The organism is Mannheimia indoligenes, from assembly GCF_036880405.1.
Lineage (GTDB): Bacteria > Pseudomonadota > Gammaproteobacteria > Enterobacterales > Pasteurellaceae > Mannheimia > Mannheimia indoligenes.
In genome coordinates this window covers 90436-108018 of sequence record NZ_JBAJJM010000007.1, presented here as the reverse complement: position 1 = coordinate 108018, position 17583 = coordinate 90436, and the positions used below count along the sequence as shown (strand labels likewise).

Annotated in this window: 12 protein-coding genes; 6 read left to right on the top strand and 6 right to left on the bottom strand. The window is 40.6% G+C overall.

The genetic code is table 11. From position 1 onward, the window contains the following. Positions 1-12: 12 nt before the first annotated feature. The 5 genes from nusA (at position 13) to V6W77_RS05510 (ending at position 6594) form a co-directional block, all read left to right on the top strand. Positions 13-1509, top strand: a complete 1497-nt coding sequence (gene nusA, locus V6W77_RS05530) for a transcription termination factor NusA (protein ID WP_025236138.1) — start codon at positions 13-15, stop codon at positions 1507-1509. 23 nt (positions 1510-1532) lie between these two features. Beyond that, positions 1533-4079 (top strand): translation initiation factor IF-2, encoded by a 2547-nt coding sequence (infB, locus tag V6W77_RS05525; RefSeq protein WP_334254033.1) that lies wholly within the window; start codon positions 1533-1535, stop codon positions 4077-4079. A gap of 110 nt (positions 4080-4189) precedes the next feature. Then, a complete protein-coding gene (gene rbfA, locus V6W77_RS05520; RefSeq protein ID WP_025247616.1) occupies positions 4190-4570 on the top strand; it encodes a 30S ribosome-binding factor RbfA in 381 nt (126 codons plus the stop codon). A 2-nt stretch (positions 4571-4572) separates the two neighbouring features. Next, a complete protein-coding gene (gene truB / locus V6W77_RS05515) occupies positions 4573-5496 on the top strand; it encodes a tRNA pseudouridine(55) synthase TruB (protein ID WP_334247831.1) in 924 nt (307 codons plus the stop codon). Positions 5497-5499: 3 nt separating this feature from the next. Next, positions 5500-6594 (top strand): lytic murein transglycosylase, encoded by a 1095-nt coding sequence (locus V6W77_RS05510; protein ID WP_334254032.1) that lies wholly within the window; start codon positions 5500-5502, stop codon positions 6592-6594. A 39-nt stretch (positions 6595-6633) separates the two neighbouring features. Here the strand turns inward: V6W77_RS05510 and tadA are convergent, their stop codons facing one another. The 4 genes from tadA to pnp form a co-directional block, all read right to left on the bottom strand. Then, positions 6634-7152 (bottom strand): tRNA adenosine(34) deaminase TadA, encoded by a 519-nt coding sequence (tadA, locus tag V6W77_RS05505; RefSeq protein ID WP_051411627.1) that lies wholly within the window; start codon positions 7150-7152, stop codon positions 6634-6636. A gap of 83 nt (positions 7153-7235) precedes the next feature. Next, positions 7236-9050 carry a DEAD/DEAH box helicase gene (locus tag V6W77_RS05500; protein WP_025236133.1) on the bottom strand — a complete coding sequence of 605 codons (1815 nt, stop codon included), beginning with the start codon at positions 9048-9050 and terminating at the stop codon, positions 7236-7238. A gap of 198 nt (positions 9051-9248) precedes the next feature. Continuing rightward, entirely contained in the window at positions 9249-10166 is a 918-nt protein-coding gene (gene nlpI / locus V6W77_RS05495; RefSeq protein ID WP_334247828.1) for a lipoprotein NlpI, read from the bottom strand. An 82-nt stretch (positions 10167-10248) separates the two neighbouring features. After that, a complete protein-coding gene (gene pnp / locus V6W77_RS05490; protein WP_176671279.1) occupies positions 10249-12399 on the bottom strand; it encodes a polyribonucleotide nucleotidyltransferase in 2151 nt (716 codons plus the stop codon). A gap of 303 nt (positions 12400-12702) precedes the next feature. On the opposite strand from pnp, the gene parC reads away from it, so the two are divergent. Beyond that, a complete protein-coding gene (gene parC, locus V6W77_RS05485; RefSeq protein ID WP_334254031.1) occupies positions 12703-14949 on the top strand; it encodes a DNA topoisomerase IV subunit A in 2247 nt (748 codons plus the stop codon). 101 nt (positions 14950-15050) lie between these two features. Here parC and V6W77_RS05480 read toward each other — a convergent pair whose 3' ends face one another. Together V6W77_RS05480 and V6W77_RS05475 are read right to left on the bottom strand one after the other, a co-directional pair. Next, positions 15051-16646: an FGGY-family carbohydrate kinase gene (locus V6W77_RS05480; protein ID WP_334254030.1), complete on the bottom strand. Its 1596-nt coding sequence runs from the start codon at positions 16644-16646 to the stop codon at positions 15051-15053. A 12-nt stretch (positions 16647-16658) separates the two neighbouring features. Beyond that, positions 16659-17492, bottom strand: coding sequence for an ABC transporter permease (locus V6W77_RS05475; RefSeq protein WP_346433284.1), 834 nt, complete (start codon positions 17490-17492; stop codon positions 16659-16661). Positions 17493-17583 lie beyond the last annotated feature (91 nt).

Below are 17583 nucleotides of genomic sequence, written 5' to 3'. Positions count from 1 at the left end.
CAAACTGACAAAATGAGTAAAGAGATTTTATTAGCTGCAGAAGCAGTATCAAACGAAAAGCAATTACCAAAAGAAGCGATTTTTGAAGCATTAGAAACGGCTTTAACCATTGCAACGAAGAAAAGCCGTGATTTAGACATTGATGTGCGTGTAGTAGTTGATCGCAAAACCGGCGATTTCCAAACTTTCCGCCGTTGGGCAGTTGTGGAAAACGTGAGTAATATGACGCGTGAAATCAGCTTAGAAGCTGCACAATTTGAAGATCCAAATGTACAACTAGGCGATTTTATTGAAGATGAAGTAGAGTCTATCGAATTTGGTCGTGTAGCAATTCAAACTTTCGGTCAAGTAGTGAAAACGAAAATCCGTGAAGCTGAAAAAACTAAAATTATTGACGAATTCCGCTCAGATTTAGGCAAAATTATTATTGCAACCGTGAAAAAAGTAACCCGTGATAATATTTTCCTTGAATTAGCCGGTAAAACGGAAGACATCAAAGGCGAAGCGGTGATTGTGCGTGAAGATATGCTCCCTCGTGAAAACTTCCGTCCGGGCGACCGTGTGCGTGGTGTATTATATGAGATCAAACCTGAGTCAAAAGGTCCTCAACTGTTTGTTACCCGTGCAAAACCTGTGATGCTTGAAGAGTTATTTAAGCTTGAAGTGCCTGAAATTGGCGAAGGTGTGATTGAGATTAAAGGTTCAGCTCGTGATGCAGGTTCTCGTGCAAAAATTGCAGTGAAAACACACGATAAACGTATTGACCCGGTAGGTGCTTGCGTAGGTATGCGTGGTGCTCGCGTTCAAGCTATTAGTAATGAACTCGGTGGCGAGCGTGTTGATATCGTGCTTTGGGATGAAAACCCAGCCCAGTTCGTGATTAATGCAATGGCACCGGCTGATGTAAGTTCTATTGTAATTAACGATGAAGCTCACTCAATGGATATTGCAGTTGAATCAAAAAACTTAGCTCAAGCAATTGGTCGTAATGGTCAAAACGTACGCTTAGCAACCCAATTAACAGGCTGGGCGTTAAATGTAATGACAAACGAAGAATTAACGCAAAAGAGTGCAGAAGAGGACGGTAAAGTAATTGATTTATTAACTTCAGCATTGGAAATTGATGAAGAATTTGCTCAAGTATTAATTGAAGAAGGTTTTACTTCATTAGAAGCAATCGCGTATGTACCGGTTGATACCTTAATGGCAATTGATGGCTTAGAAGACGAGGATTTAGTCGAAGAGCTTCAATCTCGAGCTAAAAATGCGATTACCAAAAAAGCGTTAGAAGAAGAGCAATTATTAAAATCAGCTCAAATTGAAGATAAATTATTAACGCTCGAAGGTATGGATCGTCATATTGCATTCAAATTAGCGGAAAAACAAATTACAACTCTTGAAGAACTTGCAGAGCAAGGTGTTGATGATTTAGCTGATATTGAAGAGCTCTCAGAAGAGAAAGCAGGCGAGTTAATTATGGCAGCTCGTCAAATTTGTTGGTTCAACTAAGCTAAGCAAAGAGGATAAAAAAGATGACTGAAGAGAAAAAAACACTTTCGCTTGGCGGTGCCCGCAAAGCGAGTAAAGTGAATGCTACAACTACAAGCGGTAAAGTAAAAGCGGTTGAAGTAAAAGAGAAAAAACCAAAAATTGATGCGAAAGCATTACAAGAGAAAGCCGCAAAAGAAGCAGCTGCTGCAAAGGCAAAAGCTGAAAAAGAAGCCGCTGAAAAGTTAGCTCGTGAAAAAGCAGAAGCGGAAGCCAAAGAAAAAGCGGCTAAAGAAGCAGCTGCAAAAAAAGCGGCAGAACAGACCGCTAGTAAAATACCTTCTGCTCCTGTAATGCCAAATAGCAAAGCAAAAGAAGAAAAACCAAAAGCACAAACTCAAGTTAAGCAAGAAAAAGCCGTCGATCCGGAAAAAGAAGCGAAGCGTAAAGAAGAAGCAGAATTACGCCGTAAGCAAGAAGAGTTAGCTCAGCAAAAAGCAGAAATGGAAGCGAAACGTGCTGCGGAAAATGCTCGTCGTTTAGCAGAAATTGAACTCGAAGAATCAAACAACAATAGTAGCAATGAAGACTTTGATGATGATCGTTTTACTTCTACTTACGCACGTGAAGCAGATCGTGATAACGACCGTCGTAGCGAAGCCAACCGTGGGCGTGGTAAAGCGAGTGTGGCAAAAGCGAAAAAAGGCGGTCGTGAAGATGATAAAAACGAACGCAGTGCCGATCGCCGTAACCAAAAAGAAGTGAAAGGCAAAGGTAAACACGGTAAGAAAGGTGCAGCATTACAGCAAGCCTTTACCAAGCCTGTGCAGGTTGTAAAAGCGGATGTTGTGATTGGTGAAACCATTACTGTTGCGGAACTTGCTAATAAAATGGCAGTAAAAGCGACTGAAATCATCAAAATGATGATGAAAATGGGAGAAATGGTTACAATTAACCAAGTTATTGACCAAGAAACCGCTCAATTAGTGGCGGAAGAGCTGGGTCATAAAGTCATTCTGCGTAAAGAAAATGAGTTAGAAGAAGCGGTTTTAGAAGATCGTGATACTGATGCAGAAAAAGTAACTCGAGCACCTGTTGTAACCATTATGGGACACGTTGACCACGGTAAAACGTCATTACTTGACTATATTCGTAAAGCAAAAGTTGCCGCAGGCGAAGCGGGTGGTATTACCCAGCACATCGGTGCTTACCACGTTGAAACTGATGACGGTAAAATGATCACCTTCTTAGATACCCCGGGACACGCAGCATTTACCTCAATGCGTGCACGTGGTGCAAAAGCGACCGATATCGTAGTGCTTGTAGTTGCGGCTGATGACGGTGTGATGCCTCAAACTATCGAAGCTATCCAGCACGCTAAAGCAGCGGGCGCTCCGATTGTAGTTGCAGTGAACAAAATTGATAAACCGGAAGCTAATCCGGAGCGTGTAGAGCAAGAATTATTACAACACGAAGTGATCTCTGAAAAATTTGGTGGTGATGTACAATTCGTGCCTGTTTCTGCGAAGAAAGGAATGGGGATTGATGAGCTTTTAGAAGCAATCTTACTTCAATCTGAAGTGTTAGAATTGACCGCTGTGAAAGAAGGTATGGCAAGTGGTGTAGTAATCGAGTCATACTTAGATAAAGGTCGTGGTCCGGTTGCAACCATTTTAGTTCAATCAGGTACATTAAACAAAGGCGATATCGTACTTTGTGGCTTTGAATACGGTCGTGTTCGTGCAATGCGTGATGAAAACGGTAAAGACATTGAAAGTGCCGGTCCATCAATTCCGGTTGAGGTATTAGGTCTTTCAGGCGTACCTGCAGCAGGTGATGAAGCGACAGTTGTGCGTGATGAGAAAAAAGCCCGTGAAGTTGCACTTTACCGTCAAGGTAAATTCCGTGATGTGAAATTAGCTCGTCAGCAAAAAGCAAAATTAGAAAATATGTTCAGCAATATGACTGCAGGCGATGTGGCAGAGTTGAACATCATTGTGAAAGCCGATGTACAAGGATCGGTAGAAGCTATCAGCCAGTCGTTAATGGATCTTTCAACTGCAGAAGTGAAAGTGAAGATTGTTGGTTCTGGCGTGGGTGGTATTACTGAAACGGATGCAACTTTAGCCGCAGCCTCAAATGCGATTATGGTCGGCTTTAACGTTCGTGCAGATGCTTCAGCTCGTCGTGTGATTGAATCGGAAAACATCGACTTACGTTACTACTCAATTATTTATGAATTATTAAATGATGTGAAAGCGGCAATGAGCGGTATGTTACAGCCTGAGTTCAAACAAGAAATCATCGGCTTAGCAGAAGTGCGTGATGTGTTCCGCCACCCGAAATTTGGTGCTATCGCAGGTTGTATGGTAACGGAAGGTGTGGTTAAACGTAACAACCCAATCCGTGTTTTACGTGATAACGTAGTAATCTTTGAAGGTGAGCTAGAATCTCTCCGTCGTTTCAAAGATGACGTAGGTGAAGTCCGTAACGGTATGGAATGTGGTATCGGCGTGAAAAACTACAACGATGTAAAAGTCGGCGACCAAATCGAAGTGTTTGAAATCGTTGAGATTAAGCGTTCGATCTAATCATCAACAAGCGGTCTGATTTTGCAAAAAATTTGTAAAAATTGACCGCTTACATAATAACGGCACGCGTGTTGGCACGGGTGCCTTTCCGCTATTATAGGAAATAGAAAATGTCCAGAGAATTTAAACGTAGCGACCGTGTAGCCCAAGAGTTACAAAAAGAGGTTGCAGTTATTTTACAACGCGAAGTGAAAGACCCTCGTATCGGTATGGTAACGGTTTCAGATGTAGAAGTGTCCAGAGATTTAGCTTATGCAAAAATCTTTGTTACCTTCTTATTTGATAATGATCGTGAAGCGATTGTACAAGGAATGAAAGGCTTAGAAAAAGCCAGCCCTTATATTCGCACGCTATTAGGGAAAGCAATGCGTTTGCGTATCGTGCCTGAATTACGTTTTATCTATGATGAATCATTAGTAGAAGGTATGCGTATGTCTAACCTTGTGTCTAGTGTGATCAAAAATGATGAAGAAAAGCATAAAGAGGACTAATTGTGTCTAGACCTCGTAAGCGTGGTCGTGATATTCACGGCGTTTTTTTATTAGATAAACCGCAGGGAATGTCGTCAAACGATGTTCTGCAAAAGGTAAAACGGATTTTCCAAGCCAACAAAGCGGGGCATACCGGGGCGTTAGATCCTTTGGCAACAGGTATGCTTCCGATTTGTTTGGGCGAAGCAACTAAGTTTTCTCAGTTTTTATTAGACTCTGATAAACGTTATCTTGTTACCGCTAAATTAGGCGAAAGAACAGATACTTCCGATGCAGAAGGGGAAATCGTTGAAACCAGAGAAGTAAATGTAACAAAATCGGATATTTTAGCAACTTTAGGGCAATTTAGAGGCGATATTCTGCAAGTGCCGACAATGTTTTCTGCCTTAAAACATAATGGGAAACCGCTTTATGAATATGCAAGAGCAGGGATTACTATTGAGCGTGAAGCACGCCCGATTACGATTTTTGAGCTGAATTTTATTGAGTACAATGCACCGTTTTTAACGTTAGAAGTGCACTGCTCAAAAGGCACTTACATTCGTACCCTTATTGATGATCTAGGCGAAGTGCTTGGTTGTGGGGCTCACGTTACTATGCTACGCCGAACCTCTGTAGCGAATTATCCGATTGATAAAATGATAAGCTATGCAGATTTGCAAAAGTTAGCGGAAAATCAACCGCTTGCAGAGTTGGATTGCCATTTATTACCAATGGATACAGCGGTATCAAACCTCACTAAAATAAATTTAACTGAACAACAAACTAAAGCTGTTGGTTTTGGTCAAAGAGTTAGGTTTGACAATCCTAATCAAATTTATGGTTTGGTGCGTCTATATTCCGATAATGCACAATTTTTAGGTGTGGCGGAGGTTACTTGTGATAATGTAATTCGTCCTAACCGAATGATTAACTTAACAGAATAGCAGATGAAATCGACACTTTTTACTTTACCCTTAGCTATTATCACCTTAGCCCTTGTGGGGTGCTCAAGTGATAATTCCAAGCAGTATTCACGTTTAGACTTAGATGAAAAATACACGAAATCACGTTCAGTCAGCAATTTTAATGACTATGTGCATTTCTTAAAGCAGAAAGCAGCAGGTGCCGGCGTTTCTGCAAAAACATTAAATGAGCAGAAATTTATTAATTATAATGCGAGAGCAGTTCAGTTAGATCAGCAGCAAGCTGCTCGTAAACGTGATCCAAATTTACCGCCCCCACCGCCAAATCCAAATGGCGTAACGAATTACTTGAATAAAGTATTAAATCAAACCAAAGTAAATCAAGCGGTTGAACGTTGGTATGAATATAATGCAGATTTAACTCGAGCCAGCCAAAAATATGGTGTACAAAAAGAGTATATTCTGGCACTTTGGGGAATGGAGAGCAGCTTCGGGCGTAATCAAGGCGATTTTGATGTGCTTTCGGTATTAGCTACTCTTGCTTTTGATGGTCGCCGTGAAAAGCTCTTCACACAAGAGTTCGTAAATGCAATGAAAATGCTTAATGATGGTACGATTAAACGCTATGAATTGCTTGGTTCTTGGGCCGGTGCAATGGGACAAACCCAATTTATGCCAACTTCCTATTTAACCTATGCGGCTGATGGCAACAATGATGGCAAAAAAGATATTTGGGAGAATGAGGCCGATGCTTTTGCTTCTATTGCAAATTATCTTTCAACTGTTGGCTGGGATGACCAATTACCTTGGGGAGTGGAAGTGAATTTATCTGCTCCAATGGATTTAAGTTTTTCAGGCATTGAAGCCAATAAGGCAAGAACCTTAGCTGAATGGCAGTCATTAGGTGTGTATCTTGCGTACCCTAATGATCAAGAAGTGGCAAAAATGGCTCGCTTAAATGGTAAAAAAGTCTGGTTAATCCGCCCGGATAAAGAGGCAGGCAGAGCATTTTTGGTGTCTAGTAATTTCCGTACCTTAATGGATTGGAACAAATCGAATAATTTTGGTATTAGTATCGGTAAATTTGCAGATAGAATTTTAGCATCAGTTGGTCAATAGTACATTTAGAGGGCATAGCACATTTTTTACTATGCCTTTTTACTTATGATTATGCTTTTTTTCTTCTCGCCTTCTCTTAAAAAAATCGCTTATCTTTTGGCTACATTCCTTCCCTAGCACGTTGCCTTGTATTTCTAAAAAATGGTTCATTTTATAATCTTCAAATAGATGATAACGTGAGCCTACTGCACCTGTTTTATAATCACTTGCACCAAACACCAACCGACCAATTCTGCTATGTAAAATCGCCCCTGCACACATTGGACAGGGTTCAAGTGTTACATAGAGCGTACAATCCAATAGTCGATAATTACCAATCATTTGCCCTGCTTGGCGGATAGCTTGCATTTCAGCGTGAGCGGAGGGATCAGATAATTGAATCGTTTGATTCCAACCTTTTCCAATGATATTTTGATTTTTATCGACTAATACCGCCCCTACTGGTATTTCGCCTTTTGCTTCAGCTAAATCAGCTAAATCTAAAGCGTATTGCATAAAGGCAATATCTTGTTCGGAAATTTCTGTTGAACAAGAAATTTGATTAGGTTTTATAAACATAGTTGCAAAAAAATATAGAAAAAAGACCGCTTGTAAAATAGTGTAATATGAAAAATGCCCTATTGACTAGGGCATTTTGTTAATTAATCACGGCGACCACGCTTTTCGCTAAAGCGTTTTTCTTTAAAGCCACCTTTACGGTCTTTACTAAAACCGCCATCACGGCGACCACCTCTATCATTGCGATCACGACGCTCACCTTTGCCACGACCACCATCAAACGGGCTAGCATTGCTTGCACTGTTTGCCGGTCCTAATAAGCTCATTTGCATTGGTTTACTTAACACACGGGCTTTACTAGCAAAGTGTTGCACTAAATTTTTTGGCATACCTTGTGGTAATTCAATAGTCGAGTAGGTATCGTGTAACTTGATATGCCCGATATAACGGCTGCTGATATCGCCTTCATTTGCAATCGCACCTACGATATGGCGTACTTCCACTCCATCTTCACGACCAAGTTCGATACGATATAAATCCATTGCCATACCGCTACCTTGACGTTCCTCACGACCAGTTCTACGATCGTTTCTGTCATTACGATCACGTCCACGTTCTGAGCGAGCGGCACGAACGACAGGGTCCGGTGGAAGAATGAGTTTTTGTTTTTCTTGCAATAACATCATCATTGCAGCTGCTAATTCTTCGTGATCTTGGTCTGCTGTGAATAAATCTTCCAGTAACTCACGATATTTTTCTAAATCGTGATGTTCTAATTGTTTAGAAATACGGGCTTTGAATTTCTCACGGCGTTTTTCCATTAATACTTCGTGGTTTGGAATTGCCACTTCATTAATTGGTTTTTTGATTAGGTTTTCAATGTTGCGTAATAAACGACGTTCACGAGGCTCAACAAATAATAATGCACGACCTGAACGACCGGCACGACCGGTACGACCGATACGGTGAACGTAAGACTCTTCTTCAAGTGGAATATCGTAGTTGATAACCAAACTAATGCGTTCAATATCAATACCACGAGCAGCAACATCAGTTGCAACTAAAATGTCTAAACGACCTGAACGAAGTTTTTCTAAAGTTTGCTCACGGGCTTGTTGAGTCATATCGCCGTTTAAGGCAGCGGTACGGTAGCCGTTGCGTTCACATAATTCGGTAATGTCGATAGTGCCTGTTTTGGTACGAGTAAAGATAATTGCCGCATCAAACTCTTCCACTTCTAAGAAACGTAATAACGCATCATTTTTGCGGAAACCGTTTACTAACCAGTAACTTTGCTCGATATCCGGAGCAGAGCGTTCAGTCGCTTTAATTTTGACCTCTTGCGGATCTTTCATAAAGCGGCGGGTAATACGACGAATCGGCTCTGGCATTGTAGCTGAGAATAGGGCAGTTTGATGATCTTCCGGTAATTCAGCCATTATGGTTTCAACATCGTCAATAAAGCCCATACGGAGCATTTCATCCGCTTCGTCTAATACGATAAATTTCAATTCAGATAAATCTAATGTGCCACGACGAATATGATCAAGAATACGCCCAGGTGTTCCTACAACAACTTGTGAGCCTTGTTTTAATGCACGAAGTTGAATGTCGTAACGTTGTCCACCATAAATAGTAACTACACGAGTACCTTTGAGATTTTTCGCAAATTGTTCACAGGCATCAGCCACTTGGATTGCTAATTCACGAGTAGGTGCCATCACTAACATTTGTGGATGGCGTTGTGTTGGATCGATTTGAGCTAATAGAGGTAAAGAGAACGCTGCTGTTTTTCCACTTCCGGTTTGTGCCATTCCAAGCACATCTCGACCGGCTAATAAATGAGGGATACATTCTTGTTGGATTGGTGAAGGGTTTACAAAGCCCATATCGTTCACAGCATCAAGAATAGATTGAGGTAAGCCTAAGTCGGCAAAAGTTAAAGATTCAGTTGTCATAAAAAACCATTTAGTTGGGAATGGCAGAGAACAGAAAATAAAGGCTATTTCCTGTTGCCGCATTCAATAAAAAAATTATATTGTTGAGATTAGGAAGAAACGAAATAACAAAGCGTAATGCTCTAAAAATCCCCTGAGTATAAGCGGTTATTTTTGTAAGTTTTTTTGCAAAATTAACCGCTTGTCTGTCCTATTTCCCTATTCAACAATGGGAGATGTTTGAGTCATACCACGAATTTGTGATAGTTCAAACAGGGCAAAACGATACTCAACGAAGTTAAACACTTGATTTGCTAAAGCAAGGCGGAAAAGGCTGATTGCCTCATCTTTATGATCTAATTTGAGTTGTTGTTTTGCTAAATAGAAATACGTTTCTGTCAGTATTTCTGCATATTGTGAGCTATTTTCTTTAGCTTCACTATCCATTATAGCACGAAGTTGAGCTAAATTTAGCTTGCCTAAAAAATAATTTACAATATTTGTCCCCCAATAATCAGGAGAAAGGGCATTAGCTCTTTTTTGTAAATTATTTTTAGCCTCTGTTGGCGTAAGTTCCAGCTCATTAAAATAGAGCCATAACACGCGATAAGGGTCTTTTTTATCTTCTTCGTAAAAACGTAATAAATCACGCTGAGATTCGGAGTAGCGACCACTATAGTAGAATGCCAATCCACGGTTTAGATAAGTATAACTATATTCGTTATCTAACTCTAATACGGCATTAAAGGCATCAATTGAGCTGTCGTAATCGCCTTCAAGTAGAAGGTATAATCCCATATAGTTATAAGCTGCTGCCATTCGTTGATTAATCGAAATCGCTTGAGCAAAATCATAACGGGCTAGAGACCACAATCCCAAACTATCGTAAATAACCCCTCTTTCAAAATAGAGGTCTGCTTGTTCAGAGGGCGTTAATGGAGCTTCTTCCAATACTTGGCTGAGCCTTACCATCATTGCTTCTTGTTCAAAACGAAGTTGGGGATTAAGTTCTGCTAATGCTAAGTTCTTTATTGAGACTAAATCAGAATAACGACCAGTGCAACCTGTTAGCACGAGAACAGAAACTAAATTAAGTAAAAAGAAACGGATTCGAAACAACTTAAACAGTTGTACCATCACTGCCTATCCTTATTAAGGAACACTAAAAAACTGAATAACGGATAGTATTGTATCCGTTATTCGCCTTTATAATCCAGAACTAGATATTTTCTTGTTCTGTTGCTACAACCTCTTCAGATACAGTTTCTTCTGCATTCACTTCTGAATTTGTGTTGTTAAGATCTTTCATTGTTAAGCGGATGCGTCCTTGACGGTCGATCTCTACCACCTTCACTTGTACTTCTTGACCAACTTGCAGGTAATCCGCTACACGCTCTACACGCTCGTTAGTAATTTGTGAAATGTGAACTAAACCCTCTTTACCGCCTAAGATTGACACAAATGCACCGAAATCAACAACACGGGTTACTTTACCGTTGTAGATTTGGTTTACTTCCACTTCTGCTACAATTTCTTCGATACGAGCCATTACTGCTTTCGCTGCGTTGCCGTCAGTTGCGGCAATTTTCACTGTACCGTCATCATCAATATCAATTGAAGTATTGGTTTCTTCGGTTAATGCACGGATAGTTGCACCACCTTTACCAATCACATCTTTGATTTTCTTCGGATCGATCTTCATCGTGTGAATACGTGGAGCGTAGTCAGAAATATCTGAACGTGGAGCAGGAATTGCTTGTTCCATTACGCTTAAAATGTGCATACGAGCACCTTTTGCTTGGTTTAACGCAATTTGCATAATTTCAGGCGTGATACCTTCAATTTTAATATCCATTTGTAGTGCCGTAACACCATTGCGAGTACCGGCTACTTTAAAGTCCATATCGCCTAAGTGGTCTTCATCACCTAAGATATCTGAAAGAACCACGAATTTATCATCTTCTTTCACTAAGCCCATTGCGATACCTGCAACAGCTGCTTTAATTGGCACGCCGGCATCCATTAACGCAAGAGATGCACCACATACAGAAGCCATTGAAGATGAACCGTTAGATTCAGTGATTTCAGACACCACACGTACTACATACGGGAACTCTTCAGCGGTTGGCATTACGGCTAACACCCCACGTTTTGCTAAACGACCGTGCCCGATTTCACGGCGTTTTGGTGAGCCGATACGACCTGTTTCGCCCACAGAGTATGGAGGGAAGTTGTAGTGGAATAAGAAACGGTCAGATTTTTCGCCCGTTAATTCATCAATAATTTGAGCATCACGTTCTGTACCTAAAGTTGCCACTGCTAACGCTTGGGTTTCGCCACGAGTGAAAATCGCAGAACCGTGGGTGCGAGGTAACACGCCGGTGCAAATATCTAATGCACGAACAGTATCCACAGTACGACCGTCAATACGAGGCTCACCTGCGATGATACGGCTACGAACGATTGAGCTTTCTAGCGAAGTAATAATATCAACGATTGCACCCTCAGATACGGTTTCATCTTCTGCTGTTAGGGTTGCGATCACTTCTGCTTTAATCGCATCAATTTGCTCATAACGAGCTTGTTTTTCAGTAATGCGGTAAGCATCACCGATACGAGCTTCAGCTAAGGCTTTCACTTTGTTGATCAAATCAGTATTTGGAGCCGGTGCAGTCCAATCCCAACGTGGTTTGCCCGCTTCTTTTACGAACTCTTTGATGTTCTCAATCACCACTTGTTGTTGCTGATGACCGAATACTACCGCAGAAAGCATTTGCTCTTCAGTTAAAATATCTGCTTCAGATTCCACCATTAATACGGCTTTATCTGTACCTGCAACCACTAAATCTAGACGGCTGATTTTTTGCTCGCTGGTGGTTGGGTTTAATACGAATTGATCATTGATGAAACCAACACGAGCTGCACCGATAGGACCGTTGAACGGCACTCCTGATAATGATAATGCTGCTGATGCACCAATCATTGCCACTAAGTCCGGGCTGATTTGTGGGTTTACCGATACCACAGTTGCAATTACTTGGATTTCATTGAAGAAACCTTCCGGGAATAGTGGGCGAACAGGGCGGTCGATTAAACGAGCAACTAAAGTTTCGCCTTCAGATGGACGACCTTCACGTTTGAAGAAACCACCCGGGATGCGACCTGCCGCGTAAGTACGCTCTTGGTAATCTACTGTTAATGGGAAGAAATCTTGACCTTCTTTCACATCTTTTTTTGCCACAACGGTAACAAATACGGTTGTATCGTCCATACTTGCCATTACTGCCGCCGTTGCTTGGCGTGCGATAGCACCTGTTTCTAATGTTACGGTATGCTGACCGTATTTAAATTGTTTAACAATTGGAGTCATTCTGTTTTCCTTTTTAAGAATTTACTATTATTTTCGTTTTATTTTTCTAAATTGCGACTAGCAAAAAAACTCTCAAACACTAAAAGAATTTTTGATAGCCGCCTCTCAATATAAAAAATAAAACTTGTCTATTGTACAGAAGTTTTCATAAAAAATCGCCTATTTTTTGCTTATGCAAGCGGTTATTTTTTGATGATTTTTTGCAAAATGATAAACAAAAATGACCGCTTGCGTTTCAAGCTAGACTAAAATCGTTAAATCGTAGAAAATAACGCTCATTTTTCCAATAAGAATAAATCAGAAATGACGACTGAAATCAATTACGAAGGCATTGAGCAGATGCCGATTAAGCGTTTTACCGAAGACGCTTACCTCAATTATTCAATGTATGTAATTATGGACAGGGCATTGCCGTTTATCGGTGATGGCTTAAAACCTGTGCAACGCCGTATCATCTATGCAATGTCGGAATTAGGCTTAAACGCCTCGGCAAAATATAAAAAATCCGCTAGAACGGTGGGGGATGTGTTAGGTAAATTCCACCCACACGGCGACAGTGCTTGTTATGAGGCAATGGTGTTAATGGCTCAGCCATTCTCTTACCGCTATCCATTGGTTGATGGACAAGGGAACTGGGGAGCACCGGACGACCCGAAATCCTTCGCCGCAATGCGTTATACCGAATCCAAACTCTCTAAAATCGCAGAAGTATTGTTAGGCGAATTGGGGCAAGGCACGGTTGATTATCAGCCGAATTTTGATGGCTCAATTGAAGAGCCAAAATATTTACCCGCCCGTTTGCCACATATTTTGCTTAACGGTACGATGGGGATTGCGGTGGGAATGGCAACGGATATTCCGCCACATAATATCAACGAACTTGCTGATGCAAGCGTAATGCTATTGGATAATCCGAAAGCCACATTAGACGACATTCTGACTGTGGTACAAGGACCGGATTACCCAACTGAGGCGGAAATTATCACGCCAAAAGCAGAAATTGCGAAAATGTATGAGCAAGGTCGTGGCTCAATTAAAATGCGTGCAGTGTGGAAAAAAGAAGAGGGCGAAATTGTAATTTCATCGCTCCCACACCAAGCCTCGCCATCTAAAATTATTGAGCAAATCGCCACTCAAATGCGGAATAAAAAATTACCGATGGTGGATGATATTCGTGATGAATCTGACCACGAAAACCCGATTCGTATTGTGATTGTACCACGCTCAAATCGCATTGATTTTGATGCCTTAATGGATCATCTTTTTGCAACAACCGATCTGGAAAAAAGCTATCGAGTCAATATGAATATGATTGGCTTAGACGGCAAGCCGGCAGTAAAAAATTTACTGACGATTTTAACGGAATGGCTTACATTCCGCCGCACAACGGTAACTCGTCGCTTAAATTATCGTTTGGATAAAATTTTAAGCCGTTTGCATATTTTAGACGGTTTGATGATCGCTTTTTTGAATATTGATGAGGTGATTGAGATTATCCGTAACGAAGATGAACCGAAAGCGGAATTAATGGCACGCTTTAATTTAACCGATATTCAAGCCGAAGCGATTTTAAACCTCCGCTTACGCCATTTGGCAAAATTGGAAGAACACCAATTACAAGCGGAAAAATCAGAGCTTGAAAAAGAGCGTGATGAGCTGCAACTGATTTTAGGCTCGGAACGCCGTTTAAACAACTTAATCAAAAAAGAGATTCTGGCAGATGCGAAAACCTTTGCCAGCCCTCGCCGTTCGCCATTGGTGGAACGTGCGGAATCGAAAGCGATTGCCGAAAGCGATTTAACCCCAACTGAAGATGTAACAGTAATCCTCTCGGAAAAAGGCTGGGTACGTTGTGCCAAAGGACACGATATTGAGGTCGAAGGCTTAAGCTACCGTGCCGGTGATGGCTATCTCGCCCACGCACGAGGCAGAAGTAATCAACCAGTAGTCTTTTTAGACAGCACAGGGCGAGCTTATGCGTTAGATCCGACTTCATTACCATCGGCACGCTCACAAGGCGAACCGCTGACAGGCAAAATTACCTTACCTGAAGGGGCAACCATTCAGCAAGTGCTAATGGCAAATTCAGACACTAAAGTGCTGATGGCATCAGATTCAGGTTACGGCTTTATCTGTACTTTTGAAGATCTGGTTTCTCGCAACAAAGCGGGGAAAGCGGTCATTTCTTTAACAGAAAATGCAAAAGTGCTGCCGCCGCAATTATTGGAAAACGATGAAAATTTATCGCTTGTGGCGATGAGTAATGTCGGCAGAATGTTGGTGTTCCCAGTGAGCGAATTACCTGAATTATCGAAAGGCAAAGGCAATAAAATCATCAATATTTCCGCAGCAGCGGCAAAATCAGGCGATGAATACCTAGCTCGTTTATTGGTCATTAAGCCGACACAATCTCTCGTGTTTGTGTCCGGTAAACGCAAAATTACGCTCAAACCAAGCGATATTGATAACTACCGCGGCGAACGTGCAAGAAAAGGATCGCAATTAGTGCGAGGTTTAAGCACAAATTCCACTGTGGAAATTGTCGATTAAGCAACAAGCGGTTGTTTTTTTGAGAAAATTTGCAATAGCTTGTATAAATAAAAAACCGTTTGGATAGTTTATTCAAACGGTTTTTATATTTGGGGTAAATACTAAGGTATATTTAGATAGAGTGCTTTCTCCACTACAGAAATCCCTCTTTTATATCGTTGCATAAACTGTTCATATCCTTCGCTCATCGTTTTATCAGGTTGAATGAGATTGAGTTGAGTGGTATTGAATATACACTTATCCAAATATTGCTCTAATGTTTGTTTGTCAGAGTATGTTAAGAAATTAGCCAACAATGCAATCCCCCAAGCTCCTCCGTTTGATGCTGTGCTGGCTGTTGCAAGTGGTATATTGAGTGCTGAAGCTAGAATTTTCTGTGCAACTCCCTCTGTTTTAAAAATACCACCGTGTCCTAATATACGGGAAATTTCTACTTTTTCTTGGTTAATGAGAATATCCATCCCCAATTTCATCGCCCCAAAAGCAGTGTAAAGGTGGGCTCTCATAAAATTAGCTAAGTTAAAATTGGCTTTCGTTGGGTGTAGGAACATAGGGCAACCTTCAGATAAACCGACATTATGTTCCCCAGAGTGAAAACCATAGGAAAGTAGCCCACCGCAATCGGCATCACCTTGTAGCGAATGTAAGAACAGTATTTCATATAATTCTTCTGTACACACATGGATTCCAAATGTATCCAAACACTCCCCGAATAAATTAACCCAAGCATTAATATCAGATGTACAGTTATTGGCGTGTGCCATTGCGACTAATTTTCCTGCTGGTGTAGTCACGATATCTAATTCTGGATAAACTTTTGACAGCATTTTTTCTAGCACAATCATTGCAAATGCAGACGTTCCTGCTGAAATATTTCCCGTTTTTTCTTTAATACAATTAGTTGCAATCATACCTGTACCCGCATCTCCCTCAGGAGGACATAGCGGGATTCCTGCTTGTAAATTACCACTTGGATCAAGTAATTTTGCACCTTGTTCAGTTAATCTGCCTGCTGATTCACCGGCAACCAACACTTTTGGTAAGATTGTATTCAGCTGCCAAGGCATATTAAATTGAGAAATGTATTGTGCAAATTGGGCAAGCATCTTTTTGTTGTAGGAGTGAGAATCTGTATCAATCGGAAACATTCCTGAAGCATCGCCAATTCCCAAGACTTTTTCTCCAGTGAGTTGCCAGTGAACATAACCAGATAATGTCGTGATATGATCAACCTCCTTTAAATGTGGTTCATTGTTTAATAGGGCTTGATACAAATGAGCAATACTCCAACGCTGGGGAATCGGATATTGGAAAAGCTCTGTTAATTTTTCAGATGCTTCTAAGGTAATATTATTTCGCCAAGTTCTAAATGGAACGAGCTGTTTTCCTTGTTTATCAAAAGGCAAATAACCATGCATCATTGCACTAATGCCTAACCCTTTCGCTGAACGAATAATTGCATGGTATTTTTCTTTTACGGTTTTAGCTAAATCACTATATGCTGCTTGGAGTTTCTCCCAAACTTCATCTTGATGATATGTCCAAATGCCATCAATCAGTCTGTTTTCCCAGTCGGCTCCTCCGGTAGCGAGTATTGTTCCTTCGGTACTAATTAATACCGCTTTTATACGGGTTGAGCCTAATTCAATACCAATGACTATATTGCCTTGTTCAATTAGTTGTTTCTCATTTTGCATAATTTACTCCTGTTAACGTTTTAATAGGAAAATATGATTTTTTTGTAAGAAGATAAATAGTAACAATAAACTGCCCCACAAGATCATTGTGATGTAACTACTAATACCAAGCATATTTAAGCCACTTTCAATGACTTGAAGTAAGACAAGAGCTAACATAATACCTATTAATTTCCCTTTACCACCATCTGGATTTATTCCGCCTAGTACAGTAGCAAGAATAGAGATTAGTAAGTAAGAATCGCCGTAAGAGGCTTTGGCTGAATTAAGTTTTGACATCATTAAAATAGCAGCGAATACACAAAGTACAGATGAGATTATATAGACCCAAATGAGTACTTTTTTCGTATTAATACCTGAGTAATAGGTCGCTTTTTCATTATTACCAATGAAATAGATTGTCTTGCCAATAGATGTTTTTTCTAGGAAGAACCATATCCCCCCTGCAAGCGATAAGAATATTAAAATAGGAGTAGGAATCCATAAAAATGTAGATGCACTAATATTTAAAATACTGTCAGAGAAGTTTGCAATTGTAGATCCATTTGTTACTAATATATTAATACCATTGATTAATGTCATTGTCCCTAATGTAGCGAGAATCGGAGAAACTCGAATAATGGCGATAAGTGTTCCATTGAGCAAACCGATCACTAATGCACAGAAGAGGCTCAATATAATCGACATAAATAGCCAAGAAATACCGGTGTACTGAGTAATAAAATAAGCGATAATGAGTGAGCAAGCATTCATACTGGCAATAATAGAAAGATTTATTCCACCTGTTAGCATCGGTAATGCCATTGCAAGCGTTAAAATTCCTAAGACGGGAATTTGAGATGCCATTGACTGAAAATTACTGATAGACCAAAAGATATCCGGAATTAAAAGACTAAAAGCAATCACAGCAATAGCAAAAAGAGCCAATAGATAAAAA

Bases quoted from the DNA above. Each gene is read 5' to 3' on its own strand.
- parC (WP_334254031.1), top strand. From the start codon at position 12,703: ATGACGACTGAAATCAATTACGAAGGCATTGAGCAGATGCCGATTAAG.
- nusA (WP_025236138.1), top strand. From the start codon at position 13: ATGAGTAAAGAGATTTTATTAGCTGCAGAAGCAGTATCAAACGAAAAG.
- V6W77_RS05510 (WP_334254032.1), top strand. From the start codon at position 5,500: ATGAAATCGACACTTTTTACTTTACCCTTAGCTATTATCACCTTAGCC.
- pnp (WP_176671279.1), bottom strand. From the start codon at position 12,399: ATGACTCCAATTGTTAAACAATTTAAATACGGTCAGCATACCGTAACA.
- nlpI (WP_334247828.1), bottom strand. From the start codon at position 10,166: ATGGTACAACTGTTTAAGTTGTTTCGAATCCGTTTCTTTTTACTTAAT.
- tadA (WP_051411627.1), bottom strand. From the start codon at position 7,152: ATGTTTATAAAACCTAATCAAATTTCTTGTTCAACAGAAATTTCCGAA.
- V6W77_RS05480 (WP_334254030.1), bottom strand. From the start codon at position 16,646: ATGCAAAATGAGAAACAACTAATTGAACAAGGCAATATAGTCATTGGT.
- V6W77_RS05475 (WP_346433284.1), bottom strand. From the start codon at position 17,492: ATGGCATCTCAAATTCCCGTCTTAGGAATTTTAACGCTTGCAATGGCA.
- infB (WP_334254033.1), top strand. From the start codon at position 1,533: ATGACTGAAGAGAAAAAAACACTTTCGCTTGGCGGTGCCCGCAAAGCG.
- rbfA (WP_025247616.1), top strand. From the start codon at position 4,190: ATGTCCAGAGAATTTAAACGTAGCGACCGTGTAGCCCAAGAGTTACAA.
- V6W77_RS05500 (WP_025236133.1), bottom strand. From the start codon at position 9,050: ATGACAACTGAATCTTTAACTTTTGCCGACTTAGGCTTACCTCAATCT.